Origin of the sequence: Pseudoalteromonas sp. 2CM37A (assembly GCF_023161885.1) — a bacterium.
Classification (GTDB): Bacteria; Pseudomonadota; Gammaproteobacteria; order Enterobacterales; family Alteromonadaceae; genus Pseudoalteromonas; species Pseudoalteromonas atlantica.
In genome coordinates, this window is record NZ_JALNTJ010000002.1 from 354,420 (window position 1) to 380,811 (window position 26,392).

At 37.7% G+C, this 26,392-nt stretch carries 24 protein-coding genes; 14 read left to right on the forward strand and 10 right to left on the reverse strand.

The window, feature by feature from the left end; genetic code table 11:
• Positions 1-412 precede the first annotated feature (412 nt).
• Genes MTF68_RS05265 through MTF68_RS05275 form a run of 3 tightly spaced genes read left to right on the forward strand, consistent with a single transcriptional unit; the run spans position 413 to position 2,525 of the window.
• Positions 413-700 (forward strand): hypothetical protein, encoded by a 288-nt coding sequence (locus MTF68_RS05265; RefSeq protein WP_154944927.1) that lies wholly within the window; start codon positions 413-415, stop codon positions 698-700.
• Positions 697-2,292, forward strand: coding sequence for a PepSY-associated TM helix domain-containing protein (locus MTF68_RS05270; protein WP_248461898.1), 1,596 nt, complete (start codon positions 697-699; stop codon positions 2,290-2,292). The genes MTF68_RS05265 and MTF68_RS05270 overlap by 4 nt, the downstream gene beginning before the upstream one ends.
• Positions 2,289-2,525 carry a hypothetical protein gene (locus MTF68_RS05275; protein WP_248461899.1) on the forward strand — a complete coding sequence of 79 codons (237 nt, stop codon included), beginning with the start codon at positions 2,289-2,291 and terminating at the stop codon, positions 2,523-2,525. Before MTF68_RS05270 ends, MTF68_RS05275 begins: the two co-directional genes overlap by 4 nt.
• Here the strand turns inward: MTF68_RS05275 and MTF68_RS05280 are convergent.
• A complete protein-coding gene (locus MTF68_RS05280; RefSeq protein WP_055253856.1) occupies positions 2,522-3,358 on the reverse strand; it encodes a patatin family protein in 837 nt (278 codons plus the stop codon). The genes MTF68_RS05275 and MTF68_RS05280 overlap by 4 nt on opposite strands.
• A 355-nt stretch (positions 3,359-3,713) precedes the next feature.
• Between MTF68_RS05280 and MTF68_RS05285 the strand changes: the two genes are divergently transcribed.
• A complete protein-coding gene (locus tag MTF68_RS05285; RefSeq protein ID WP_248461900.1) occupies positions 3,714-4,586 on the forward strand; it encodes an SMP-30/gluconolactonase/LRE family protein in 873 nt (290 codons plus the stop codon).
• 4 nt (positions 4,587-4,590) lie between these two features.
• On the opposite strand, the gene MTF68_RS05290 is transcribed toward MTF68_RS05285, so the two are convergent.
• The 3 genes from MTF68_RS05290 to MTF68_RS05300 form a co-directional block, all read right to left on the reverse strand.
• Complete coding sequence (locus MTF68_RS05290; protein WP_029774440.1) at positions 4,591-5,046, reverse strand: NfeD family protein; 456 nt, start codon at positions 5,044-5,046, stop codon at positions 4,591-4,593.
• Positions 5,047-5,074: 28 nt separating this feature from the next.
• Positions 5,075-6,031, reverse strand: a complete 957-nt coding sequence (locus MTF68_RS05295) for an SPFH domain-containing protein (RefSeq protein WP_029774439.1) — start codon at positions 6,029-6,031, stop codon at positions 5,075-5,077.
• 106 nt (positions 6,032-6,137) lie between these two features.
• Positions 6,138-7,589 (reverse strand): diguanylate cyclase, encoded by a 1,452-nt coding sequence (locus MTF68_RS05300; protein ID WP_248461901.1) that lies wholly within the window; start codon positions 7,587-7,589, stop codon positions 6,138-6,140.
• A gap of 198 nt (positions 7,590-7,787) precedes the next feature.
• On the opposite strand from MTF68_RS05300, the gene MTF68_RS05305 reads away from it, so the two are divergent.
• Positions 7,788-8,684 (forward strand): cation diffusion facilitator family transporter, encoded by an 897-nt coding sequence (locus MTF68_RS05305; RefSeq protein ID WP_029774437.1) that lies wholly within the window; start codon positions 7,788-7,790, stop codon positions 8,682-8,684.
• Here the strand turns inward: MTF68_RS05305 and MTF68_RS05310 are convergent.
• Positions 8,681-13,216 carry an EAL domain-containing protein gene (locus MTF68_RS05310; protein WP_348983611.1) on the reverse strand — a complete coding sequence of 1,512 codons (4,536 nt, stop codon included), beginning with the start codon at positions 13,214-13,216 and terminating at the stop codon, positions 8,681-8,683. The genes MTF68_RS05305 and MTF68_RS05310 overlap by 4 nt on opposite strands.
• A 133-nt stretch (positions 13,217-13,349) precedes the next feature.
• Between MTF68_RS05310 and MTF68_RS05315 the strand changes: the two genes are divergently transcribed.
• From MTF68_RS05315 to MTF68_RS05350, 8 genes are all read left to right on the forward strand, one after another.
• Positions 13,350-13,904, forward strand: a complete 555-nt coding sequence (locus MTF68_RS05315) for a hydrolase (protein WP_248461903.1) — start codon at positions 13,350-13,352, stop codon at positions 13,902-13,904.
• Positions 13,905-14,008: 104 nt separating this feature from the next.
• A complete protein-coding gene (locus MTF68_RS05320; RefSeq protein ID WP_064387029.1) occupies positions 14,009-15,475 on the forward strand; it encodes a methyl-accepting chemotaxis protein in 1,467 nt (488 codons plus the stop codon).
• On the forward strand, positions 15,459-15,977 hold the full coding sequence (locus tag MTF68_RS05325; RefSeq protein WP_248461904.1) for a DUF6436 domain-containing protein: 519 nt from the start codon (positions 15,459-15,461) through the stop codon (positions 15,975-15,977). Before MTF68_RS05320 ends, MTF68_RS05325 begins: the two co-directional genes overlap by 17 nt.
• Before the next feature lie 610 nt (positions 15,978-16,587).
• A complete protein-coding gene (locus tag MTF68_RS05330) occupies positions 16,588-16,740 on the forward strand; it encodes a hypothetical protein (RefSeq protein WP_248461905.1) in 153 nt (50 codons plus the stop codon).
• 121 nt (positions 16,741-16,861) lie between these two features.
• The gene (locus MTF68_RS05335) at positions 16,862-17,647 is read left to right on the forward strand and encodes a hypothetical protein (RefSeq protein ID WP_248461906.1); all 786 of its coding nucleotides are present in this window, start codon (positions 16,862-16,864) and stop codon (positions 17,645-17,647) included.
• A gap of 125 nt (positions 17,648-17,772) precedes the next feature.
• Positions 17,773-18,570: a hypothetical protein gene (locus MTF68_RS05340; RefSeq protein ID WP_248461907.1), complete on the forward strand. Its 798-nt coding sequence runs from the start codon at positions 17,773-17,775 to the stop codon at positions 18,568-18,570.
• 591 nt (positions 18,571-19,161) lie between these two features.
• A complete protein-coding gene (locus MTF68_RS05345; RefSeq protein WP_248461908.1) occupies positions 19,162-20,286 on the forward strand; it encodes a helix-turn-helix domain-containing protein in 1,125 nt (374 codons plus the stop codon).
• A gap of 146 nt (positions 20,287-20,432) precedes the next feature.
• The gene (locus MTF68_RS05350) at positions 20,433-21,857 is read left to right on the forward strand and encodes a S41 family peptidase (protein ID WP_248461909.1); all 1,425 of its coding nucleotides are present in this window, start codon (positions 20,433-20,435) and stop codon (positions 21,855-21,857) included.
• A gap of 145 nt (positions 21,858-22,002) precedes the next feature.
• Here MTF68_RS05350 and MTF68_RS05355 read toward each other — a convergent pair whose 3' ends face one another.
• A complete protein-coding gene (locus MTF68_RS05355) occupies positions 22,003-22,527 on the reverse strand; it encodes an IS110 family transposase (RefSeq protein WP_248461910.1) in 525 nt (174 codons plus the stop codon).
• 16 nt (positions 22,528-22,543) lie between these two features.
• Positions 22,544-22,912 carry a transposase gene (locus MTF68_RS05360; protein ID WP_248461911.1) on the reverse strand — a complete coding sequence of 123 codons (369 nt, stop codon included), beginning with the start codon at positions 22,910-22,912 and terminating at the stop codon, positions 22,544-22,546.
• Positions 22,913-23,615: 703 nt separating this feature from the next.
• Between MTF68_RS05360 and MTF68_RS05365 the strand changes: the two genes are divergently transcribed.
• On the forward strand, positions 23,616-23,810 hold the full coding sequence (locus MTF68_RS05365) for a (2Fe-2S)-binding protein (protein WP_004588794.1): 195 nt from the start codon (positions 23,616-23,618) through the stop codon (positions 23,808-23,810).
• 72 nt (positions 23,811-23,882) lie between these two features.
• Here MTF68_RS05365 and bfr (MTF68_RS05370) read toward each other — a convergent pair whose 3' ends face one another.
• The 3 genes from bfr (MTF68_RS05370) to MTF68_RS05380 form a co-directional block, all read right to left on the reverse strand.
• Complete coding sequence (gene bfr, locus MTF68_RS05370) at positions 23,883-24,347, reverse strand: bacterioferritin (protein WP_004588793.1); 465 nt, start codon at positions 24,345-24,347, stop codon at positions 23,883-23,885.
• Positions 24,348-24,359: 12 nt separating this feature from the next.
• Positions 24,360-24,833: a bacterioferritin gene (gene bfr / locus MTF68_RS05375; RefSeq protein WP_024031963.1), complete on the reverse strand. Its 474-nt coding sequence runs from the start codon at positions 24,831-24,833 to the stop codon at positions 24,360-24,362.
• A gap of 166 nt (positions 24,834-24,999) precedes the next feature.
• The gene (locus tag MTF68_RS05380) at positions 25,000-26,070 is read right to left on the reverse strand and encodes a PepSY-associated TM helix domain-containing protein (protein ID WP_248461912.1); all 1,071 of its coding nucleotides are present in this window, start codon (positions 26,068-26,070) and stop codon (positions 25,000-25,002) included.
• Positions 26,071-26,392: the final 322 nt, after the last annotated feature.

Below are 26,392 nucleotides of genomic sequence, written 5' to 3' on the forward strand. Positions count from 1 at the left end.
TTTACAGCTGCTAAAAGAGCCTGCCTAGGGGCAATTAGCTTTTTGCATACGCCCTAACAAAATAACAATAATTATAGAGTTTGTTGACTGTTAAAGTTAAAAATTTGCCTGTTTAGTCGTTATTTTATTGGGTTAAGCAGTTAATCACTGATCAGTATGATAACGCAGTTGTTTTTGGGATTATTTAAAAACAGTTTTAGCTCATCATATTTGCCTACCTAAATACCAAGTATGCTCAAAAAATATAATTTTATAAATAAACAGGCATTGATTATGCGAATAAAAAGGAGCTTGTTCGCCTAATAAGTAACGATAATATGTTGCATAAATTTACAAATGAGCAATATAATGCAAATAGTTGTTATTTGCATATGCAGGTGTGCGCGCCTGCTATTTATTAAATGAGCTAAAAATGAATAATAAAAAAACCTTTAGCGCTACAAAGCGTCGCCATTTAATGGCGTGCGTATTGGCATTGGTAACCGCTACGGTGATGATCACCGGGATGACTACCTATTTGCCCTTACAAATGAGTGAACAAATTTTACTGCCTATTTTACTGTTTCCAATTATTTGGGTTGGGCTTTTTATATATGCCTACATTAGCGAAAAAGCATGGCAGCCATTTTTACTCATGCTCACTTTGTGTTTAGTGCATGGAATTTTAAGTTATTTTGCATTAATGCAGGGGCAAGGATGAAATCAATTACTTTAAAAAAGCTATTTTTATTACATAGTTGGGTGGGCGTAGTAACCGCCGTTTTATTGTTTGTTGTGGCATTTACCGGCGCGTTAGCAGTACTTGCAAGGCCTGAGCTAAAAATTTGGGCCAACCAATCACTGCAGCAAACTCAACATATTCCTAATAGCGAAATAAGCACATTAGTTAATACATACCACGCTCAAGTGCCCAAAGAGTTTGGTGAAAACATTCATGTGTTTATGCCAACAGGGCATAATTTTCACTTACTGGCTTTAGTATTTGAATCGCACCATGGTGATGAAAATTACCAGCAAGAAGTACTTCGGGCATTTGAATTTGACCCAGCAAGCTTAGCGTTGGTAAATACCTACTATGGCCCCAGTAAGCAATATTATGCCAATAAAAAAACAGATGCAGCCAGCTACATTGGTGAGTTTCACGCTGACTTACATTTAGGGCGACCTATAGGGCTTATTTTAACTGGGTTTTTAGGTTTAACATTATTAGTAAGTACGGTAACTGGCTTATTTATACATCGTAAATTAATTAAAGAGCTGTTCACCTTTAGGTGGCTTAAAGGCTTTGATGTAACCATAAGTGACGGCCACAAAGTAATGGGCATTTGGGGCAGTATTTTTAATATTGTAATTGGCTTTAGTGGCGCATTTTTAGGGCTCGCAACTGTAATTTTACTACCTGCAGCAGCTTTTGTTAGCTTTGGAGGAGACCAAGATAAGTTGATAGAAACTTTTACAGCTATTCCTGAGCCAATAATTAGTCATGTAAATCAGCCGACTAACATAACCGCTATTTTAAGTGATGCGCAACAACGCTACCCACATGCAGTTATTTTAGATGCCACGGTAATGGCGCATAACGATGCTAACGCACAAGTGTATTTACGCCTTTTAGGAGGCGAAGCCGTGGCTTCTCAGTTATTGCATTACAATGGGCAAGGGGAGTACATCACTTCAATGAGTAGCTTTGGCGATATTGCAGGGGTATCAATTAAAATTATTGAAATACTCTTCCCACTCCATTTTGGTAATTTTGCAGGTTTATTGGTGAAGTTACTTTGGGTAATGCTTGGCTTAGCATGTGCCTTAATGCCACTTTCTGGCATGATGATGTGGTTAGCAAAGCGTACCAGAGGCAGCACACCAACGCTTAGCGCTGGCGCGTATGCAAGGTGGAACCGCTTTATTATAGGCAGTTGCGGTGGTTTAGTGCTTGCTTGTTGTGTGTTATTCCCTGTGCAAGTACTTTTAAACTATGCCGTGGCTGGCGCTGAGCACAATGCTTACTTTGGGCCGGTATTTTTTTACGCGTGGTTAGTATGGCTAGTAATTGCAGCATTTTGGCAAAACTATAAAAACTACTTTAGAGCAACCTTGTTGCTTTGCGCCTTATTCTTAATAAGTGTTTTACCACTTAATAGTGTATTGGGCGTTAATAATATTATTAACGCAAACAGTACCCTAGTGGCATTTACAGATATTAGCTTTTTAATTGTTGGACTGGCGTTTTTATGGGGATACTTAAAAACAAAACCTGATGCCATAGCACTTGCAGAGGTAAAAGCAGCATGAACACTGTTATGATAGTTATTGCACTAGCGTGTTTACTGGCCGCTTTATTATTAATGAGAAGTAAGCTCTACAAAGTAGCCTATAAATGGCTGTATTGTAGTGCTTTAATAGCTATTGCCTTAGCGTGCTTTATACATGTTTACGCTGTGCTAGCTGGGATTGTATGCACCATTGCAGCGTTTACTGTAATGGGCATACTGGTTGCACTTTCTAAAGGGAAACAACACACTTAGCTTAAAAAGGCTTTGGCTGTATCAATTCCCATTTTGTACCCATCGTTAAGGCGTTTAACATTTTTGGTTGTGCGGCCCACTCTAAATTGGGGCGGTGGAGCAATAATATTGATTTTGCAATCTTCAGGCGGGTTATTAATAAAATCTATGCTGCTGTTATAAACATGCGCTCTGTTAATCGAGCTATTTATTAAAGCAGGGTAGTTTTTATAAAGTTTTTTGGTTAACCACTGCGATTTACTTGGCTTTTTTCTATAGCCTAGTGGCTGAGAAAGCACCACGGTTATTTCTTGAGCACCCATTTCGTATGCTTTTATTACGGGAATAGAGTCTGCTACGCCGCCATCGGTCATCGCAATATCATTAATTATAGGGTAGTTACGATACGCAATTGGAATCGCGCACGATGCCTTAAGTTGCTCTACCATCGCATCACTACTTGCTTTAAGGTAATGGGGCTGCCCTGTGGTGATAGCTGTAGAGACGATATAAAATTCGTGAGCTGCCTTTGCAAAGGCTTCTGTATTGAGGGGGATCTCTTTAATGGTTGCTTGCCACAGCCAATCTAAATCAAATAAGTGGCCGCCTTTGATAAAGCGCGCTAAGTTAATAAATTCAGGCCGACACGAAAAATCGGTAATAACATGGTAGTTTCGTTTAGGTTGTTGGCATAAATAAGCGGCTATATTGGTAGCGCCAGCAGAAACCCCAAAGTAATTAGTAAAAGGTTGATAGCGCTGCGCTAAAAACTCATCCAACACGCCGGCGGCAAAAATACCGCGCATTGCACCTCCCTCAACCACTAAAGAATGTTTATTGTTATTATTAATCATACTATTACCTCCCTTTTGATGATATTACCAACTAACCATGTAAAGCGCGATAAAATGCTGAAATAATTATACCCATTTGCCACATTACTTAATTCACTTAAGGGATTAAACTTGGCGCTAACGGCGCTAAAAATTTTGATATAAACAGAGCAATAACGAAGCTTTTATCCTGTAATCAATATGGTTTAGTATTTAAAACTAAATCACTTAATTAAGCTATTTGGTATTAGTGCACTGTTTGGCTTAGAAAAAAGCGTTTAGCTGCTAATATGCTTTGTTTAATCGTAAGTGTTGGGGATTTCTGATAAAGTATTTATTAATACAAGGCTTTGTTAATATTTAAGAATCGTTATTTATGACTGACTCAAGTGTAACCGTATTTAGTAACGTGCAAAATAAGTTAGGTGAAAGCCCGCTTTGGCACCCTTTGCTTGAAACGCTATTTTGGGTAGATATAGAAAAAAACCTGCTGCTAAGTAAGTGTTTAACAAAGCCTGACTCACTAACACAAGTTGAAATGCAAGATACGGTTTCGGCTTTAGCGTGGCTTGATAAAGCACATCTTATTATTGGCACCAGTACGGGTATATATAAATACCATATAGCTTCTGGGGTGCGCCAAACGCTCACATTTTTAGAAAATACCCAGTCCACACGGCGCTCTAACGATGGTCGGGCAGACCCTTGGGGTGGTTTTTGGCTAAGCACTATGGATACAAACGCCCGCTCAGGCGAAGGTAAGATTTACCGTTTTTATCAAAATTCGCTTAATTGCGTGGTGCAAGGTTTAACCATTCCCAACGGGTTATGTTTTGATAAAGCGCGCTCACGTGCTTATTACTGCGACTCAAAAGCCAGCTGTATTTTTACTTTAAATGTAAACCCAGACAGCGGCGAGCCTATATTACCCGCCCAAGTTTTTTATCAATTTAAAAATACCCAAGTAGACCCAGATGGCTGTGTGATTGATGCCCTTGGCAACTTATGGCTTGCGGTATGGGATATGGGCTGCGTTATGTGTTTATCGCCAAATGGGGAGGTTTTAAACACACTGCCACTTGCTGCAACAAAACCTACAAGCGTTGCGTTTGGTGGCAATAACGCACAGTGGCTATTTGTAACTTCTGCAGATGACAGTAATGTAAAAACTAACCAGTCATTACAAGGTAATGTATTTAAAATATCAGGTATAAAAAACGGGCAGCTAGAGCCGCCCGTAATAATATAAAACGTTACGGGGCAGGGGCAACCCACATAACACCTACCTCTTTTTTAACCACTATTACTTTGGTGCCAGCACTAATGGGTTGTGTACTTTTGAGTTGCCAGCTTATGCCTGAATATTGATGTGTTGTTATTTCTTTATCTGAAACATCTTTTGCTAATACAAAAGTAAGATCGGCGAAATCGCTATTTATTTGCTTAGAATCTACATTTTCTTGCATACGTTTCATGGGTTTCCATAAAAGTAGTGCCAAAACAGCGGTAATGATGGTATTGCTCCAAAGCGCCGCTGTAATAGTTTCGGGTAGTACTCCTGCAACCATTAACAGCCCAGAAGTTAGCAAAGACAACCCCAAGAAAAGCAGAATAATAGTAGATAGCCCTAAAACGGTGACTTCTATTATTAATGCAATAATACCTATAACCATTAAAGCTTGTGGTAAGTTTTGCGAAATTAGGTCCATATATTCTCCTAAATTAAGCTAATAGGCTTTATTGCAGCTTTTGCGTTTTATTTAATGTATTGATAATAGACATACCTTGCGCTACGAGCGAGCTAGCATCGGTGGCGTTATCGGGAAGTAAAACGACCGATGACTCTTTAGCTATGGCCTCTTTTGCAGCGATAGCCTTAGTTGCAAGGTCTAATTGGATAGCTTTTTGTCCTTGTTCTGTATCTGCTGCTGCACCTACTTCACGCAGAGCATCTGCTTGTGCTTCAGCTACCGCAATAATGGCTTTTGCTTCACCTTCTGCTCTGAGTATTTGTTCTGCTTTTTCTGCTTCTGCGGCAAGTACCTGCGCCTGCTTTTTACCCTCTGCAACATTAATATTTGCTTGTCTGTCACCTTCGGATTCTAATATTTGCGCGCGTTTTACACGCTCAGCTTTCATTTGTGCTTCCATTGCTTCCATAACTGATTGAGGCGGCACAATATCTTTTATTTCATAGCGTAAAACCTGTATACCCCATGGCTCAGCTGCTTGGTTAATAGCTGCCACAATGTTGGTATTTAATAAGTCACGTTCTTCAAATGTTTTATCTAGTTCCATTTTACCTAACTCTGAACGCATAGTTGTTTGCGATAATTGAGTAACAGCAAATACATAGTCATCCACGCCGTATGTTGCTTTGTAAGGGTCAAGTACTCGAAAGTACAATACACCGTCAACAATTAGGGAGATATTATCTTTTGTGATGGCTGACTGTGAGGGAACATCTTGAGCTTGTTCTTTCAAACTACGGTCTGCAGCGATGCGGTCTATAAATGGCACAATAAAATTGAGGCCGGCTTCTTTAGTTGATTGGTATTTTCCAAAGCGCTCTATTAACCATGCTCGGTTTTGAGGTACAAACTTAACACTACTTTTTAGAAGTACAATTACAAAAACAAGTAAAAATGCTTCAACAGTAAATACCATATTTAGTATTTGATTGATTGGATCCATTTAAAAATTCCTTATGAGAGTGGAGTTGCTGAGTTGTTGTATTGTTTATAATTTCAGCGTGTATAGATTATCACTACTTGAATTTATGCACCACAAAAACAAGCTTTTAGTGAGTGGGTTTAAATTGGCATACCTTATTACGGCCTGTTTCTTTTGCGGTATAGAGTGCTTGATCGGCTTTACTTATAAAGCACTGTGGCGTGCTATTTTTATCAGGTGTGGCTGAATAAAAACCGATACTTAATGTTAAGTACTCACTTACTATCGAATTATTGTGTTTTATGTCTGCCGCTTTAATTGCTTGTTGAATTAAGCGGGTAAATTGTTGGCAGTCTTGCTCATTAGTTGCCGGTAAAATGACGGCAAATTCTTCACCGCCATAGCGCGCGGCTAAGTCGCTTTCGCGTCGGCATCGCGACTTAAGCGCTGCTGCCACCTTGACTAAGGCTTCATCGCCTTGTTGATGGCCGTAGCTGTCGTTGTAATTTTTAAAAAAATCTATATCGCACATAATTAAGCTAACGGGTTGCTTTGCACGTGCGCAGCGTTTAATTTCGCTCTCTAGTGCTTTGTCAAAACAACGCCTGTTTGCAATTGTGGTGAGGCTGTCGGTATTAACAAGGTGGTTAAGCTTTTGATTTGCGGTAATCAGCAGTTGTTGAATATGCTGAAGCTCTTGCTTGTAGTTTAAGTTTTTAAACGCATTAGCGATTATTTCACCTACTAGTTTTAACCTAATTAAGTCTAAGTCTGTCCACTCACGTTTTTGCTTTACACAATCACAACCAATAAAGCCTACTAGCTCCTTATCGTAGCGAAGGCCAATACACAGTACCGATTGAATACCTTCACGCTCAAGTTCTTGTTTTTCTTTAGCCGCTTTTGCTGGGAGGCTGGCAACATCATTTACTTTAAATAAGTGTGTGGTGCCCATTAAATTAGCAAAGTAGGGGAGTGAGTTTTTTGGTATGTGCTGTAGTTGATCTTTAAATGGCTGAATCCCTTGGTTAACCCACTCATGGGTGTTACGCATTGACTTACCATCGTCAGAAAATTTAAATAAGTAGCTCCTATCGGCATGGCATACAGTGCCAATGGCTTTAAGCGCAAACTCTATATGAGTATCAATATCGTCAATTTGAATATCTATTAAGTCGGTAGAAATTTTTGAAATAATTTTATCAAAGTTATATTGCGCATCTTCGTTGTGTTCAATTATCTCAAACGTAGCAATGTATAAGTGACTATTTAGCGAGGCAAGTTTGGCGTTTAGTAATAGGCCGTGCGTTTGTTTTTGTAAAAATACGTGGCAGTTAGTATTTATAACTAAGTATTTTTCAAACAATTGAGCAACAGTAAATTGTTTTTTACTTTCTGGACTACTTAACGTGAGGTGCTTAAAGTCTGCATCTTTTAAAGTTGGCTGTGAGGGTAAATCAAATATACTCTGCGCTTGAGTGTTTGCTTTATAGGCTTGTGTTTTAGCATCATAAAGTACAACGGCAAACGGAATAAGCTTTATAGTACTCCACATATCTTCGATTGGTTTTAAGCCCACTCATTGCTCCCGTTGATTTTACATACAATTTAATTGTTCCTACTATGTTATTTAGTACAACTTTAGCTATTTTGCTAAGTTTTTAGTGCGTTTAAGAGGGCTTCGTATTACAATTGCTACTGTATATCATTACCCTTTTCTACTCTAAGCCACCTGACGGCTTATTTGCATTTTAAGTATAGGTTTTTCAAGCATTTCATGACAGAAATCACTACACACCAGGCGTCTCGTCGTCGGTTACTTATCGCTTTAGCGATAACATGTTCATTTATGGTAATTCAGGTAATTGGCGCTTATTACGCTAATTCGCTTGCTGTACTTGCCGATGCAGGGCACTTATTTGTGCATAATAGCTCGCTATTTATTGCCCTTATTGCCTCAAGCTTAGCAATTCATTTTGCTAAAACCTATAACGATGGCTATCAACGCGCTGAGCTCATTGGTGGTTTAATTAATGGTTTACTGTATTTGGCGATAAGCTCCGTTATTTTATATGAAGGTGTAGAGAGAATTTCCCATCATAACGATGGTCATGATTTAGCAATAAACAGCTTTTTAATGTCGAGTATTGCCTCTGTGGGGTTTTTATTTCATGGTGCTGCAGCGTGGGTACTTTATAAAGGCCGCAAAGCAAGCATTAATGTGTACGCTGTATTTTTGCATTCGTTTTTTGACATTATATCGACCATTTCTACGTTTATAGCTGGCGTACTTATTTATTTTACTGGCTGGAGCATTATTGATATTTTATCGAGCATGCTAATTGCCTCGTTTGTGTTATTTACTGGCGGTAAAGTGATCACGAGCTGTATTAAAGGGCTGTTCTTTAATAACGCTAAGTTGCCTAAAGTGAAGGATATTGAGCAGTCAATTACCGATTTAGAGCATGTGCATAACGTACATAATGTGACGGTGTCGCGCAAAGACAGCGATATTATTGTCGGCGCTCACGTGGTGTTAAAAGAGCATTGTACAATTGAAAAGCACGATGAAGCCTGCCGCTTAAAAATAGAAAAACTCCTCGCTGCGCGTTTTAATGTTAAAAGCAGCGTACTGCAAATTGAAAGCCACGAATGCCAGCATATTCATAGCTAACTTTTTATTAAAGTGTGAATATGCTCATGTGTTTCGGGGTTTTGTAATTGCTCTGCACGCATTGGTTTTGCAAAATAATAACCTTGTAAAACATGACAACCTAACCCTTCTAAAAAGGCTTTTTGTTGCTTAGTTTCAACGCCTTCGGCTATGCAATAAAGCTCCAAGTTTTGAGCTAAAGTGTAAATGGTTTTGATGATCGACTCATCACTTTTATCAATCCCAATGCTGTTAACAAAGCTTTGATCTATTTTGATGACATCAATAGGGAACTGGCTCAAATAAGTAAGTGATGAGTAGCCGGTGCCAAAATCATCGAGTAACAGCTTAAAACCAGCCGATTTTAACTTTTGTAGTTGCTTTGCGGCTTTTTGCTTGTCTTCTAGCAGTATGTTTTCTGTTATTTCTAGGCGCAGTTGTACTGGGCTCATTTGATGCTGTTTTAATATATTGGTCAGCTTGGTTGCTATATTCGTCCTTAAAATGTGCTTTGGCGACAAGTTAAGTGAAATATAAAATAATGGGTTGCTGGCCAATGTAGGGGCTAGCTCAGTTAGCGCGCGCTCTAAAGCTTGCTCAGTTAATGCTTCTATCAGGCCTGTTTCTTCAGCAATAGGGATAAATAAAGCCGGCGAGACAAATTGGCCGTTATTTTCCCAGCGCATAAGTAATTCAACCCCATTTATTGTTTGTGCGTGCGTGTCTATTATGGGTTGGTAGTGATTAAATAATAGATTATCTTTCGCGGCGTCTTTTAAATCGTTTTCGAGGATGAGCTTTTGTTTTATTTGCTCGTTCATCGAGTCGTTAAAAAACTTAAACCCGTTTCGGCCAGCTTGCTTTGCATGCATCATGGCTACATCGGCGTTTCTGATCAGTAAATCGGTCGAGCTGGCATCAAATGGGTATAAAGCCACGCCAATACTGGCTGATATATTAATAGAAAAATCTTCGATAATGACCTTATTGGCAAGTTCTGAGCTTATACTTTTGACTATGTTATTTAGTGCGGCTATGTCTTCTACGTTATCAATAAGCACTAAAAATTCGTCACCGCTTTGGCGGCCAAGCGTGGCATTACTTGGCAACATAGCGCTTACTCTTTGGGTAATATTACACAGCAGTTGATCTCCCACTGCGTGGCCAAATGTATCGTTTACCGGTTTAAATTTGTCTAAATCTATAAATAGTAAAGCGCTTTGAGTGAGCTGTTGGTGAGCTTTTTTAATCGATTTACCAATTTTTTGATGCATTAAACTGCGGTTAGGCAATTGTGTAAGGGGATCGAAATTGGCTAAATAACGCAGCTCGTCTTCTGCCTTTTTTTGCTCGGTTAAATCCGAAATAACAATCACATAGTAACTTATGCTATGTGTATCTTTTGCGATTGCAGTGGCACTTATATGTATGGGGTGGTGCGGGTTAGTTGCAGTTTTAATAACGGCATCAGTTCGCCAATTTTGTTTTGCTGTTAAGCTTTTTAATGTGCTGGCATAGCTTTTACATTGCGTTTTACCTATCGCATTAACAAACACTTTTAAGCTAAGCGGATGTTTATGAGTTTGCGAAAAGGTTTTTATAAAACTGTTATTTGCAGAAACCGGCACCAAATTATTATCTAAAATAAGCAGCCAGTCGTTTATTTGCCCAAACGCCTCACCTAAAATGTTGGCTTGCTGCTCATTGGCACGTTGCTCTGTTATGTTGGTATATATGCCAGATACAGATACCGGTTTATTTGTTTGCTCGTCATAAATAATTTGCCCTAAATCTTGATACCACAACCAATGGCCAAGCTTATGCTTTAACCGGTAAGTTGCTTGCCAATGCTCATGCTTTTTTTGTTTGGTAAAATTTAACCAGTGCGAAATAACCCGCGGTTTGTCTTCAGGGTGAATTAAAGCTAAATAATGTTTTAATGGAATACGGTTTGGCAAATTAGTATACCCAAGCTCACTTCCCCGGTTTGTATTTACTGAATCGTCGCTGTAATGGTAATCCCAAATGCCACTTTTATTGTTACTAAGCGCAAGCTCGGTTTGTTTTTGTGAGTGTATTGTCGCTTTTTGCGCATTAGCTATGGCTAGCTGTCTGCTTCTGTATTGCCAAAACAGTAAACACAGCACAGTTATAATAATTAAAATATAAGCCGCATACGCATAAGGAGACTTCCACGGCGCGTATGCCACATTAAAATTTAACAGCGCCGGCTTTGATTCGGTCGCACTATTAAAGTTATACGCGCTTGCCTTTAATTGATAATTTCCCGGTGGGAGCTTTGTAAAAAATATTTTGTTTGCTTTTAAATCATCATACTCTAGCGAAGTAGGTCCTTGAAGCGTAATTTTGTAACGTGTTTCCGCGCTATTTTGAAAATCAAAATTAGAAAAGCTGACCTCCAAACCCATATCTTCATGTGTTAATTGCAATGCAGAGGTGGCAAACTGATTTGGCTGATAGTCTAAATCGCGCGACATTAAAGTTATATCGGTTATTGAGGTTGTTGTTTGCGTGCTTTGCTGTAAAAACTCAGCGGGGTTAAACGAAATTGCACCATAACTGCTGCCAAACATTACATTGTTATTTTTAAGCGTAATTGCCCCTAAAGTACTAAATAAATTAACCGATAAACCATCTTTTACCGTAAAAACTCGCAGCCTTAACGTATCGGTATTTAAGCGGTACAAACCATTTTTACTGCTAAACCATAAATAGCCATACTCATCGCTAATAAGTGAATAAATAGACTGCGTTTTTAAGGCGTTACTTACGTTAAAGTGGTGCTTTTTTTCAAAGCTCTGCGCATCAATACCCACTAGGCCTTCGCTGGTTGTTGCTAACCATAAAATGTTATTTTTATCGGTTAACCAGTTTTCGACTGTGTGGTAATTTTGGCTGTCTTTTTTACTGGTTTTATAAATAGTGGTAAGGGTGTTTGTTTGCTCGTTAAACCGGTAAAAGTGGGTAGTTGTACTTAATACAAATTCATTTGGGTAATCATCAAAAGGTCGATGAAAAGTATAGGCCTCTAAAGGGTTTACATGTTGTTTTAACCCGTTAATTTCGCGCGTTAAGCCTGTTTTACCATTATAAACATAAAAACTGTGATCATTATAAAAAGCGAATGTGTCGGGGGCTACCTCAGACAAACCATAAATAACCGCACCTTCAGACAGTGCGTTATTTAAATCTTTTTTAGCAACGGCTGTGCCTGTTTCTTTGTCAAATAAAATTAAACTGTAGTACCCCGTTAGCCATAAATACCGCGAAGTGGAATCTAAATGCGCTTTATTAATTGCAAAAATAGCGTATTCGCCATAAACCGCTTTAGGGTCTTGCGAGGTTAGGTAGTAGGTTGTTTTGTTTTTAGCATTTACATGAGCAAGGCCATTGTCGGTGCCGTACCACATAGTTAAATCATCGTCTTGGTAAATACTGTTTATATAGTTGTTTTCGGGTAGGGTGATTTTGTTAAAACGCCGTGTGTTTATTGACCAAGTAAGCACGCCTTGAGTGCGCGACGCCAGCCAAAACACGCCACTTGAGTCGACCATTAAATCGTTAATAGTATTTTCGGTAATATTAAATTTACTTTGATCAAAGCTAATAATTAACTCAGTGGTGCCCTTTTCTCGGTTAAATTCGAACAAGCCATGCTCTGTGGCAATAAATTCGCCATAGGGTGTATTGCTGTAATCCCAAATATTGTAATCAGCAATCACGCTTTTAGTGCTTTTATCTGCAGCTGCTCCTGCTGAGCTATTTAAACTTAACGCGTACATGCCCTCAACGGTGCCTACTAATAATCCTAGCGCGGGGTCTACAGATAAAAACTTAACATTACTGTTATCGACTGTTTGTTTATCGGGAGTATGTAAATTAAGAGGGGTTAATGACTCTGTTTTTAGGTCGTAGCTAAATAAACCCGTTTGTGTGCCTATAAATAGCGTGTTTTTGTAATATTTTAATGCGCGCACCACGCTGTTTTCATTGCCTATAGTAAACTCTAAAGTAAGTGAATTTGTTTTAGAGTTAAGTGAATACACGTTGTTTAAAATGGCAAGGTAAAAGGTATCTTGGTGTTGGGCTATCGCTTCAATAGAAGCGAAACTAGCTGTATTACCTGCAAGATTGCCCGAAAATATATTACGAGTAGTTAACGTTTTTGGGTTAACTAAATAGGCACCGGCAAGCTCAGTAGAAACAATTATATTGCCTGCATGCGTTTTAAATAGTGTAGTGATGAAGTTTTCGTTAAGGGTAAATCCGCCATCAAAAGGGGTTACCGTGTAGCCATCAAATCGATTAAGCCCTTGCGCTGTGGCTATCCAAATATAACCTAAATCATCTTGCAAAATTTTAGTTACGTAATTTTGGGATAAACCTTCATCGGTAGATATTCGTTGTAGTTGTTGAGCATAATTTGTGGAGGCAGATACGCTAGTAATACAAAGAAAACATACAGTGGTGAAGAGAAAAAACAAAATACTCAATCGCACTAATAAACTCGCTCTAGGGCAGGGGATATACATATAAAAGTTAAATATAGCACATTTTTTAAAATGTTGATTACAACTTATAACAACTAAATTAAAGCACTAATTTAGTTATTTATAACCATTTAAGCTACGCTTACTAATTATAATTACTTAAAAACGGGGCGTTATGGTTAGTCACAAAAATTTATCTGCAGATAACAGCGTGTTATTAGTGATAGATATTCAAGATAAGCTTTCTCCCGCTATTAGCGAATTTACTGATTTACTAGGGTGGGCAATAAAAATTGCCAAAGTAAGCGGCCTTTTTAAAATTCCTAGCATAGTGACTGAGCAATATCCTCAAGGGCTTGGTGGTACAAACAGCCTTTTAAAAAACACCCTTATAAACGCACAGGCTGTTGAAAAAACACATTTTAGTGCGTGTAATGAGCCTGCATTTAATGCTGTGCTTACAAAGCTTACGCGTTCACAAATTATAGTAATAGGCACGGAGGCGCATGTATGTGTGTTACAAACCTGCTTAGATTTAATAGCACAAGGGTTTGAGGTGCATGTAGCGGCAGATGCTGTGGGCTCACGTAATACGATGCATAAATCGCTAGCTCTAGAGCAGTTACAACAGGCAGGGGCAATAATTACAAGCGTAGAAAGTATCATTTTTCAGTGGACAAAAAACGCAGCATTACCTGAATTTAAAGCGGTTTTATCAATTATTAAGTAAAGTTGGCAGGCTAGGCTATATTGATAATTAAATGTGGTCGTAATTATGAGTTAATACGTACAACCCCTGATTTTGTTTAAAAATTTTAATAATTAAAGGTATTTATGAATAGTGTAAGTCGTTTATTCACCATAATATTCATTTTTTTGTTTGTAGAGTCTATCGCCCTAGGCTTGTACTTTGGGACACTTACACAAGCATTTATAGTCGGCCTACCTTTAAGCTTAATGCCTATATGGTTACTTAAAACTCAGAAAAATAACCCAATCACAGGTCATGTTGTTGCTGCGGCAATTATGATGTTTTCTTTTTTGCACATACAACAAGCCTTTGGGTTAATAGAAATACACTTCGAAATATTCATCTTAATGGCCATGTTGATTATGTTTGTACAGTGGCAGGTGTTTATTACGGCCATTATTTTTGTGGCCGTTCATCATTTAAGCTTTTACTTTTTACAAACACAAAACACCGGTTTTTATGTATTTGACCCTGACAGACTGGCGTTTACTACGGTGCTTATACATGCCGGCTATGCAATAGTAGAAGTGTTTGTAGCAGGCTATATTGCTAAAACACTACAACAAGAGCGCAGAGCTGGCGTGTCTTTAACCAAAGCGACCGAAGCCATTATGCAAGACCCTGAGCATATACAGCTTTCGCTTAGGGCCGATGATAAAAATAGCAATGCAGTAGCGGGCTTTAATACTTTATTGGGTTATTTATCAGATGTAATTAGGCAAGTGCAAACGCAGTCTCTTTCACTGCAGCAAAATTCACAGCAATTAATAAACGTACACGATGAGCTAGCAAGCGGGGCAGAGCAAAGAAAGCAACAAACTAATGATATAGCTGACTCTGGTGCTCAAGTTGCACAGGGCTTTAGCTTAGTTGAGCATGAAAGCGAAGTGTTAAAGCAGCAAGTAGATAACATTACTCAAGCTGCAAATAGCGCCTTAAATGACGTTATGCAAACAGACACTAAAAGCACGGAGCTACTTAATTTACTTAATCATACAGAAGAGCAAATAAATCATTTAGTGGCCGCTGGCGATGTAATATCAGGGTTGTTGAATGAAATATCAGGCATTGCAGAGCAAACTAACTTACTTGCGCTTAACGCAGCCATTGAAGCCGCAAGAGCGGGTGAGCATGGCCGCGGGTTTGCAGTTGTAGCCGATGAAGTCAGAACGCTTGCTACAAGCAGTAAAGCCACGACAGATAAAATTGCTTTAACATTAAAAGATTTAGTTACAAACAGTAAAACGTCAACCCAATCTATGAGCCAGTGTGTCGATTTTGTCGTTGATTTAACGCATATCAGCACCACCATGAAAGAAAACATAAGCGCCATGAGTGAGCAAATAAAAGCCGTCAGCCAAAGTACTCACTCTGTAGCGCAAGTTGTTGCTGAGCAAGCTGTAAACACAAAACAAATAGCCTCAAGCACAGAACAAATGCAGCAAAGCCAATATCAAGATACCAAAGTGGTAGAAAAACTAACCGCTAAAGTACAAATGATCGACGTAAGTATTGCGGTATTAGAGCAAAGCATTGCTAAATTTAAGTAATTCATCCATTAAAACGAGTGCAGTGATTGCTCTGTGGTTAGTATTGACGGTTTCTGGTTTAGTTTATTATCAATATAATCAGTTGCGCGTTTTTGACAGCTATGGCGTGCTTGAACAACCAGGGTGGTTTACTAAATTTAAACAACACATAGGGTTTACAGCTGCAAAGCATAATTCGTTGATTATCGTTACTGACCCTGACTGTGGCTGCACCAAGCAAGCCCAGCCTCATTTAAAACAGTTGGCTGCGTTTTCTAAAGCGCAAAATATTACGCTTATCAATATTGAGCAAACAGCCTCTTTACAAATACTGCTCCCTGCTACACCAGCTGCCGTGGTGATTAACGATAAAGGTAACTTTGTTTATGCCGGCCCACTTTCTCAAGGGCTTGGCTGCGCGCAGGGCAGTGGTTTTGTTGAAACGGTTATAAATAATCTTGTAGCTGGATTTAACAGCGAACTGTTACTTAATAAAACCAGTGGTTGTTACTGCACTGCTTGATAGCGCTATTACTGATTAGCCTTTTATAGGTATTAAAAACGCCACCTGCATAATATTAAGAATATTAGACGGGTAGGTTTGTGGGTCAAATACGAGTAAGCGCTACATTTACGGCTTTAGATTACGGTTATAAACAACAAACTTTGATGAAGCCTACTGTTAGTTCAATCACAGCAAGTGAAATTTAAAAGTACTTAAATATAGTTATTTCTATAATAACGCTTATTTAACTCTAGCCGCTTATTTGCCTGCTTTCTTGAAAGCGTCCTGCTCAATTACTAAATAGCATTTGAACTGTATCAATGTTTGCTCATGCTTTAACTATTAGCACGTGGGTTTAGACAACTAGCAAAATTATCACTGGACTTCCCAGCTTTCACTAGACACCAGCTTATAAACTTACAAAACGGAAGTAAACTTCCGTTTCTAGGACTTCAAAGGTAGTTATCGGAAATATATTTCTGTTTTTTGAAAGCGTTAACCTAGATAGCTATACGAGCCACTTTTCGGGGTCTTATTTGAGCGAGAACCCGTCATTCAAAAGTTTTGATATCTGAAGTCAAGATTTGACCCTCGGCTTTTTTCTGAACAAAATACTGAAATTAGCCAAATGGCAAGGCGCTATAACGCAGGCGGTGCGGCTAATGATGGTGGCGGCTTTGGTGTTGTAAATATACATATAACTAGCCAAATCATTGTGCAAGGTGGTGCTAATGAGCAGACATCGCAAGCCGTTGGTCAGACATTGCCCGCCAAGTTGTAGGTGTTGTGGTAGCTAATATTCAAAGTAATGATGCAATTATTAAAGCAGTACGAGGTGCAGCTTAGTTGTTAAGTGTTTGAGATTGGTGTAAAAAGGAGCTTTAAAAAGCGAGGGAATGTTTGTGATTAAGAAACTATTAGGTAATCTAATTTTTTGGTATGTCATTGCAGTTAGTGCAATTTTTGGTTTTGTTGGTCTTTTCTTTTTCAAGCGGTTTGGTTTTAATTTAAATGCCCCTATAAAAAACTGGGTTGATACAGCAAGTTACTTTAATGGAGTGTTAACTCCCCCTTTATTAGCCATAACCTCAATCTTGATTTTTTTAACTTGGCATACTAGTAAAAAGGAGCTTAAAACTAACCAATATATGTTGTCAGAACAATTAAAAAATCAAAAAGAGAAAGAAAGCTTTGCTCTGTTTATAGATCAAATTGAAAAATTAAATGATACCTTCATTAGGAAAAATAGGGTTATTGATATTTTCAAACTTGGTTTGATTTTTGAAATAAACAATGAATATAAACAAGCGAGAAAGGAACAACCTGATGACCTTTATGATTACATATCAAACCTTCAAGTATCTTTTCTTGAACTTTTAAAAAATGGTAGAAATTTTTCTGTTAACAAAAAAATTCACAAAGATACAAAGAGCTATACCAAAGATAAATTCAATAGAAATATTAATAATTATAAAAAAATTATTTTAAATGCCCTATCTATTTACTATATAGACAATTACAAAAAACGAACAGAGGTAATAAACTTCTACAGTTTGCTTATGCAATTATCTAATCAAAAAAGAGAGCACAGGGATACACTATTAGAGTTCAAACTTGGTTTTAACAATGATATTGCAAAGATTTTAATTCTCAAGAACGATAAATTAAATAATGATTTGTTAGATTAATTATTACATCTTCACCACTAAATTAATTGTTTTAAATGGATATCTTATGACTGAACATGAAAAACAGCAAAAAGAAGAAAGAGATTTTTTAAAAATTATAATTATAATTTTTTTAAGTACAATGCTTGGAGTTTGCTGGGTATTTGGTCATTTTTTTGGGTTTTTCGCCATCAAAAAGTCTCGATGTTTGGTATCAAACAGCAACAATTTTCACTGGCGTTACAACTCCATTTATTTCTGCAATCTCAGTATTTCTTTTATACTTTGTTTGGAAAGATAACCGAAGAGAGTTAGCTGAAACAAAAAAAGCTTTAACAGAGCAATCTGATACTCAAAACTTTAGTGTTATTAAAGATGCTGTTTTTGAAATTGCTGATCAAGTTAAGGTTTGCCTTCAAAAGGATGTTGTAATGGGTATGGGGAGTAATGGATGGATATTGACTAATGTAAATTCCCCTGTTTCTGATACTCGATTTTTACCTGATGAACAAGGTAAAGAACAAAGAGATGAAATGAAATTAGAATCGTTTTTAAAATTATATTTTACATTTACGCACAGTAAGCCTATTGAAAAAAATAGATATAACGACTCAATGAAAGAATTGATATTTTCTAACCCAACTTTTGAGTTTATTGAAAAAGTAAAAACTATCGCACTGTTCGTCCGAGAAACAAAAAGCATAAATTACAAAAATATTTTAGAAATTACCTTGTTTGCAAAATTAAATATCTTTACTTGGATGATGTTTGTCGAGATTTCATTTCATTTATTTAAAACAGCAACACTTGCAGAAAAAGAAACTGCTGAGCTTGTATTTGAAGAGATTGCTGGTTTAACATGTAGGCAGCTTAAAGAAGTTTATTGGATTGATGCACTTTCTGACGAGGTTTTACTTGAACTAAATGCCCGTAAATTACTATAACTGAGTAAACCCCTGTCCAGCCGAAAGCTTACCCAGTAAATTTTACTCGTTACCAGTGAATGGGGTCCAATCTTGACTTCATACATTAAGGGTTATGAATGTCCCTTCATGGCACTCAGGCGAAATTCGGCAAAGAGCGAATTGCAGTCAGTCAAAAGTTTTGATATCTCAAGTCAAAATTTGACCCTCGGCTTTTCAGGCAAAAAGTGCACTGACATTGGTACTCAACGATGACTGAGGCGAAAGCCATTAGCCTTAATTAATCATAAATAATGCTTAATTAAACGGCCTTAATTCATATGAGTGACTGGTGCATATTCACACCAATCGACGCCATTACTAGATATATATCCATATTTAAAGTCAGTTCAAAAAGTAAGAACATTTGGTTTTTTAAATGAATGACCAAGTAAACACAGATGTCTGCTTGACAGGAACTTTCTAATGGGTGAGCCACGTTTGCTCTGTTCGCTGGAATCACCTCTACAGCTCAAACTGAATAATATGTCAGACACAGCTAACAATAAGTTTAGCAATCTGCTAATCTAGGAACATTAAACATCTACCTGATTTCTATTTACAACTATCCCAATGCTGTTTATTTCCTTGCCAATGCAATATCTTCATGTCATCGGAACATTCCAAGGCATTTTATTAGCAGCAATACTTTTGTTTAGTGCTGGCGTTAATAATACTGGGCGCATAATGGGCGTTTGGTGTCTTTTTCTAGCATTTTATTTCTGCTGTCCATTGATTGTAGTGCATGCTGAGGATACTGTTTTTGCTAATCTAATTGGATGGGGCTACTTTGTCCCCGCCAGCTTTGGTGCATTTTTATATTTATATTTTCGGTCAGCGATAATTAAAAAGTCATTCCATTTAAAGGATAGTATTCACGCTACGCCGTTATTACTTTGTCTTCTCTTAAATATAGATTTTTTGTTTTCTACCCCGACTGAAAAAATCAACATCGCTAATAACGCTTTACACAAAGAAAATATCCAACTGCTGACTCAAATTATTATGTTCGTACAGGCATTTTTTTATTTAGCATTGAGTGTCAAACTGATAACTAAAAGTGGACGCCATGCGCGTGACACGCTTTCCAACTTTAATCCCAAAATATTTACCTGGTTATGGGTAGTATTAAATTTGTACGCAGCAATGTTGCTGACAGAAGCTGTCAGCACAATAATCGGCGCAAATTCTACTTTGGCTATTGCTAGTGATCTCATTGCCTTTACTTTGATATACAGCGCTTCGATGGCTCAGTGGCGTGAGCCAAACTTATTTACCATTGACAACTTGAGTGAAACTCCAGCGGAAGCACTCAACTCGACAACCAAGGCACAATGCTTCGACTCTAATACTAGAGCCAAATTATTAGAAAACATTGTTCAATATATGGAAGAAGAGCAACCTTATCTAGAAAGTGAGCTTAGCTTAGATGCGCTAGCAAGATATACCAACCTTAGTAGTCATCACTTATCTGAAATCCTCAATCAGCAAGCAAATAAGAACTTTTATCAATTTGTTAACGAATACAGAATAAAAACAGTCTGTTCTCAAATTTCTTCTAATCCAAAAGAGAGACTTATTGATCTAGCTCTATCTGCTGGGTTTTCCTCAAAAAGTACCTTTAATGCCGTTTTCAAGCAATTCAAAGGAATGACCCCAAGCCAGTACAGGAAACAGCTGAAACTCGATTGCGAATGAGTGCGAATCGACCGAATCGCACGTCCAACTCTTCCAAATCAGACGATTTTTCTCTTAGACTGCTCTTTAATGCAACTTCTAATCGCCGTGGATAACAATATTCATCAGACGATTTAATTAGTGGAAAATAGAATTGAGGACAAAAATTGAAGACTATAATTTTAACTTTTTTTATTGCGTTTGTAGTTGGCTGCACTAGCTTGAATGAACCAAAGTCAATTACAAAAAACACAAAAACGCAAGAAAGTAATACTCATACTAACCTGCCTTCATCTGGCAAGATAGTGAGCATTAAAGTATTAAAAAGCAACCTGACTGAGCTAAGTCAACGCCTTGATACGATCCACCCAGACCCGGGCTTTACTATGGATGTATCTGAAGTTAAATCGCAGATAGAGTCCTTGTCAGAAAGTATAACTTCACCCATGACACATTATGAAGCATGGAAATACTTCTCTCAGCTGAATCCTTACTTTAAAGATGGACACATGCTAATTGCTTCGCCACAGCTTGATGGTCAATTTAAGAGCCACATTCAGAACGGTGGTCGGCTATTTCCATTTGACGTAATAATAGATGTATCCCAACGTTTGCTTGTGGCGGAAACTCTTGAGGGCCATTTAGATATTAAAATCGGTGATGAGATTACCTCAGTCAACGGAGTTAGGGCATCAAAAATAATTGAAACTATGTTGGCAAGAATGTATGGCGACTCATTAGAGTTTAGGGCTGCTTTTACTGCCAGCCGATTTAACAAAATGTACTGGTTACTGTTTGGTAGTAGCAAAGATTATCAAATTGAGTTTATGCATAAAAATAAGCGCAAGCAATTCTCTATAACGGGTGTCACTGATGAGCCGAAAAATCACAATGCTGATGTGAGGGAATTTGTCCAAAGTCGAATACTAGACAATGACATAGGGTATTTGCGTATCGATCGCTTTTTTTATTCTCAAGAACAAGAACAACCTTTTTTCACATTTCTAGATGAAACGTGGCAGGCGTTTAAAGATGCGAACGTCAAAGATGTGATTATCGACGTTCGCCATAACCCTGGGGGGACCGATCACTATTGGCAGCAAGGTATTGCACCTTACATTGCGAGCAAGCCATTTCCATTTCTGTCAAACTTTAAAATTCGTATGACTGAACGAAATATCAAACTAGGACCTATTAAAGGTAATCAAGGTGAGGTTATTGAAGGCACATTTAATCAATTAGTGCCTGTCGACGCGCATAAAGGTTTAAAGGTACCTGGACGGGCATATTTACTAATGGGGCCGCTCAGTTATTCATCCACTACTTTGTTTTTAACCTCACTACAGGACTCTCGTCAGGCTGTCATCGCGGGTCATTCAAATGTAAGGTCTTGCACTACTGGGCGTATAGAAACTCATGTATTGCCTGGTTCTAATTTAGAACTAACCATGCCGACACTTATCTTTACTCGCCCATCAGGAAAAGAGCATTGTCAGCAACCTATCGAACCAGATGTTTATGTGTCGAACGAAGTAATAAATTCGAATGAGGCAGTGGAATACTTAGCAAAATATATTACCGCTAATAGGTAGACGAATATAGACGGGTTACCCAACATTTAAATAAGAGCGGTTAACGTGCAGGCTCAATCAAATCTGATGGTTTACCAACCCCGTCTTTAACTCAACACGTTAACCTAATTCGTTTTATGGTCGTTAAGAAGAAGCCTTGTGTTCATCAAATGGGACATGTCCTTAAGTATGTGATAACACGCTCTTGCGAGTTTATGTGCAACTGTTTTAATCGCGATAATTTGGTTGGTTTTACCCAGCTTGCGTTGGTAATTTTTCTAATTGTCGGGTTATACCTAATAGCAAAGTTAGCAGCTTCAGTAAACGCCCACGCAAGGTAACGATTACCATTCTTTTGATTTGTAGCGCCTTTCTTCTTCCCATTGCTGTATTTTGCACCTTTCACGCAGCGACAATAGGAGGAGAAATTACCTGGACTATCAAAACGTTTAATAGTGCCTGTCTCTAACATAATGGTCAGTACTAACGTATTCCCAATCCCATCGATACTGGTTAGGTTTATAAACTCAGAGGAGAGTGATGTTTTATTAATAGCGCCCTCTATCGCATTGATTTGCTGTTGAGCACAGCGTATTAATGAGAGGTTAGAAATGACTGACAGTGCTGTATTCGTTGAGCTGAAATCGATGTGTACTTGCTCAACATTCACACCTCTTCTGATAGCGGCCATTTGTTTTATTTTGTTGCTACTGAGGCTTATACCCAAGATGACGCATGTAACAACTTTGCACTGATAATAAGTTTTTAGTGGACTGTTGAACAATGTCCATTCGTTTACGCATTAAGTAGCAAACAGCCCTGAGTTCACGAGGATAAATGTAGCCCTCAGGCAAAATGTTTAGACGTAGCATTTTAGCCAACCAGCATGCATTACTATGGTCATCAGCATGTTTTAAACCTGAATATTGCTGAATTGCAGCGGGGTTTGCTAAGTGAAGTTTAAACCCTTCATCCAATAAAGCATCGACTAACCAATACCAATTAAAGGTCGATTCAACAACAAGCCCTTCTAAGTTGTCTTTGTAAGGACTTAAAAAAGATAAAATGACAGACATATCATTATTTAAACGCTTAGCGGTAAGTGTTTCACCGTGTTCATTAATGATAGCGATAACACTTTATTTGAATGCAAGTCAATTCCACCACATAGTTTCATACCAAGCTCCTCGGATTCAGTATATGTTTTGGTCAACAAACTGTATCGTAAAACTCGAGGAGCTTTCTATATGAGTATCAAATCTTGACTTCATACATTAAAAATCGTGAATGACCGCTTATGGCACAGAGCAGACCGCCGGTAATTATTGAGTGATGCAATCCACGGCTATAACTGACCAAGAATAGAAGTTCTTTATGTAATGAAAAATAAAGATGCGCTGTCGATACTCCGCAAAGCATCGGCCTAAATAAACTCTACCTCGAAGTAAACCCGATTAGCTTTCGTATAACAGATAGGCAAATTATCAATTCAAATCACTTACTGTAATAGATGTTTTCAAGCGATTTCTCGTTGTTTAAGAAATTTACCTAATAAAAAACATAATTATTTTTAGAGTGTAATTAAGTTAATAAATCTCAATTTAAGTGCCATATTTCATTATAAATCAATAAGTTCTCAACGCGCCGTGTATTCTCGACTTAAGTGGCACTGATCTAGTTTTTGAAAAATAACTACTTTTTATTCCACAAACAATTGATAACCATTATTGTTTAGATTAATATGTACCTACTAAATGAAATTGAGAGTAGTTTGTATTCATGTATATTTGTCTTTGTCACGGGGTGACCGATAAAAAAATTGAGCAAACAATTGACGATGGTGCAACTACCATGCGTGAATTAACTAAAGAGCTTAAAGTAGGCAGCCAATGCGGTAAGTGTTGTTGTTGTACTAAAAAGATCCTAAATCGCAAACTTATTGAGATTGCAGATATTACCGATCAAGTCGCTTAATTCGTTATTACAAAATTCAGATACAAAAAAAGCAGCTTATAAAGCTGCTTTTTTTTATGACCTAAATTTACCTTACAGTTGAGACTGTAAGTAATTTTCAAGCCCCGTGTTTTGAATAAGTAATTGCTGGGTTTCTAGCCAGTCAATTTGTTCTTCCTGTTCGTTCAAAATATTGTCGAGTGCTTCACGGCTAATATAATCTTTTTTGTTTTCAGCTAATTTAATTGCACTGCGCAAATCATCAATTGTATCAAGCTCAAAGCTCATATTTGCGGCAATCATTTCTTCGCTGTTTTCGCCAATGCGTAAACGGCCTAGGTCTTGTAAGTTAGGTAAGCCTTCTAAAAATAAAATACGTTCGATTAAACGATCGGCGTTTTTCATTTTTTGAATTGAAACTTTGTAGTCTGCTTTATCAAGCTGGCTAAAACCAAAATCTTTAAACATGCGGGCATGCAAAAAGTATTGGTTAATACCCACAAGCTCATTAGCGAGTACTTTATTTAAAGCTGCTATAACGTCTTTATCGCCTTTCATACTTTATGCTCCTTACTCGCCCATTTGTGCTTGGTGGTAGTTTTGCGTACCAATTTTATCAATTAGACCAAGTTGTTGCTCTAACCAATAAACGTGATCTTCTTCGGTATCAAATAATAGCTTTTCTAACACTTCGCGAGACTGATAATCTTGCTGCTCTTCACAAATAGCAATTACCTCTTTAACACATGCAACTACTTCAAGCTCTAGTGTTAAGTCGTTTTGCATCATGCTTTTAACATCGTTACCAATTAAAAGGTCACGGCGTTTAGTCATGTTAGGCACGCCTTCTAAGAACAAGATGCGTTTGATTAGCCAATCAGCATGATCTTTTTCTTCTTCCATTTCATGGTTAAGGCGTACATATAATTTATCTAAACCCCAGTCATCATACATGCGTGAATGAATAAAATACTGGTCAATTGCGGCTAACTCATTGGCTAGCAAAGTATTAAATGCATCGATTACTTTTTGATTACCTTTCATGATAAATCACCTTAACTATTTTAATTGTGCACAGTGTAGTTAAATTTGCGTATTTTGCAAGTTTTTCTATAAAAATCATTAATTTACAAGTGGTTTTGATTCTCATTTAAGTTTGCGTTATTGCTTGGTTTATGTACAGTTTTGCATTTTCATTTAACGGGTAATGCTATACCCACTTGTGTCGTTTGCACCATAAATAAACACCACTGAGTATAAAAAATGCTAACGACAGTGATATTAAAAGCCATACAAATTTTACAATCGGCCCTGCAAATGCGCCAGTATGAAACACATATTTAAAGTTCCATATATGGGTGACTGCATTTGCTTTACTGGCATCATACGCGCTAAGCACTTTAGCGTTGTATGGATTTACCCACACCCAGCTATAAGCATGGCTTTCTCCTGGGTTTTGTAGGCGTAAAGCGATTGGGTCATTGTGTTTTTTAGGTAAGTAAATACGATACAAAATCCCCTCAGGAAATACATCAAGGGCTTTATTTATTGCTTGGTCGTAGTTAATACTTGCTGTTGATTTTGCTATCACTGTGGGCGCTTTAGGCCTATTTTGTACTTGAGAAAATGCCACGGTTTCTACTAATGTTTTGGTCGCGCTTTTCCAATTAAAGGTGATACCTGTAAAGGCTATAAGCAATAGCGGTAATAAAACATAAACACCAAGCACGGTGTGTAGCTGATACATAAGTACTTTAAATTTAGCTTTAGGTTTAATCGCCAGTCGTTTTAGGCGGTTTTTAGGCTTAACCCATAAATAAAAACCCACTAACACATTTATTATTAATAATAGGGCGCATACAGAGACCACGTTTTTTAGCGGCTTTTCACCAGAGGCTGTTTCAAATAATAGCCAGCGATGCAAAGCAAGGGTAAAACCATACAGCGTGTCATTTGTTTGGTATTGAAAAATTACTTTGCCTGTATACGGGTTCACACTGGCGTTACTGCCATCACCTAATCTAAATTGCCAGCTGGCATTAGGATTACTAAGGGGCATAAAGCGGGTGATTTTTTTATCTGTTTGCTGCTGTACTGCGCGGATTAACTCTGCGTGGCTAAGCGTTTTGGTTTGTGGTTCTACCTGCCATTTATCGGGCTGAATATAATATTGTATGTCATTTGCATAAAGTAAAATGGCGCCGCTAATACTGAGTATTAACAAAAAAAGGCCACTTAGTAAGGCAAGGTATAAGTGAATTCGACGTAACCAGATTTTCAAAAGTAATCTCTATAATAAGCAGTTACAGCGATTGTAAGTGATAGAACAGGTGTTTATCAATTTATAAAATGTGACCCTTTGTGTAAGCAAACTACTGTATATAAAACCGCGAACAACACGCTAAGCTTTAGACCCTTAAATAAAGTTTAAAAATTTAGTGGCTTTAAGTCAGTAAAAGTTCGTATGAGTAATGCGCTTTAATTTTTATAATAATGAAATAAATACCAGCTAAAAATTAAAATATGCACGGTTTGCGTTCTTGCTTATTTTTACGTGTAAATTTTAATTGCAACTTATTGATGTTTAAACTGTAATTATGTGA

Excerpts from the sequence above, each read along its gene's own strand:
- MTF68_RS05265 (WP_154944927.1), top strand. The coding sequence starts at position 413 with ATGAATAATAAAAAAACCTTTAGCGCTACAAAGCGTCGCCATTTAATG.
- MTF68_RS05270 (WP_248461898.1), top strand. The coding sequence starts at position 697 with ATGAAATCAATTACTTTAAAAAAGCTATTTTTATTACATAGTTGGGTG.
- MTF68_RS05275 (WP_248461899.1), top strand. The coding sequence starts at position 2,289 with ATGAACACTGTTATGATAGTTATTGCACTAGCGTGTTTACTGGCCGCT.
- MTF68_RS05280 (WP_055253856.1), bottom strand. The coding sequence starts at position 3,358 with ATGATTAATAATAACAATAAACATTCTTTAGTGGTTGAGGGAGGTGCA.
- MTF68_RS05285 (WP_248461900.1), top strand. The coding sequence starts at position 3,714 with ATGACTGACTCAAGTGTAACCGTATTTAGTAACGTGCAAAATAAGTTA.
- MTF68_RS05290 (WP_029774440.1), bottom strand. The coding sequence starts at position 5,046 with ATGGACCTAATTTCGCAAAACTTACCACAAGCTTTAATGGTTATAGGT.
- MTF68_RS05295 (WP_029774439.1), bottom strand. The coding sequence starts at position 6,031 with ATGGATCCAATCAATCAAATACTAAATATGGTATTTACTGTTGAAGCA.
- MTF68_RS05305 (WP_029774437.1), top strand. The coding sequence starts at position 7,788 with ATGACAGAAATCACTACACACCAGGCGTCTCGTCGTCGGTTACTTATC.
- MTF68_RS05310 (WP_348983611.1), bottom strand. The coding sequence starts at position 13,216 with ATGTATATCCCCTGCCCTAGAGCGAGTTTATTAGTGCGATTGAGTATT.
- MTF68_RS05315 (WP_248461903.1), top strand. The coding sequence starts at position 13,350 with ATGGTTAGTCACAAAAATTTATCTGCAGATAACAGCGTGTTATTAGTG.
- MTF68_RS05320 (WP_064387029.1), top strand. The coding sequence starts at position 14,009 with ATGAATAGTGTAAGTCGTTTATTCACCATAATATTCATTTTTTTGTTT.
- MTF68_RS05330 (WP_248461905.1), top strand. The coding sequence starts at position 16,588 with ATGGCAAGGCGCTATAACGCAGGCGGTGCGGCTAATGATGGTGGCGGC.
- MTF68_RS05345 (WP_248461908.1), top strand. The coding sequence starts at position 19,162 with ATGCTGTTTATTTCCTTGCCAATGCAATATCTTCATGTCATCGGAACA.
- MTF68_RS05355 (WP_248461910.1), bottom strand. The coding sequence starts at position 22,527 with ATGGCCGCTATCAGAAGAGGTGTGAATGTTGAGCAAGTACACATCGAT.
- MTF68_RS05360 (WP_248461911.1), bottom strand. The coding sequence starts at position 22,912 with ATGTCTGTCATTTTATCTTTTTTAAGTCCTTACAAAGACAACTTAGAA.
- MTF68_RS05365 (WP_004588794.1), top strand. The coding sequence starts at position 23,616 with ATGTATATTTGTCTTTGTCACGGGGTGACCGATAAAAAAATTGAGCAA.
- bfr (WP_004588793.1), bottom strand. The coding sequence starts at position 24,347 with ATGAAAGGCGATAAAGACGTTATAGCAGCTTTAAATAAAGTACTCGCT.
- bfr (WP_024031963.1), bottom strand. The coding sequence starts at position 24,833 with ATGAAAGGTAATCAAAAAGTAATCGATGCATTTAATACTTTGCTAGCC.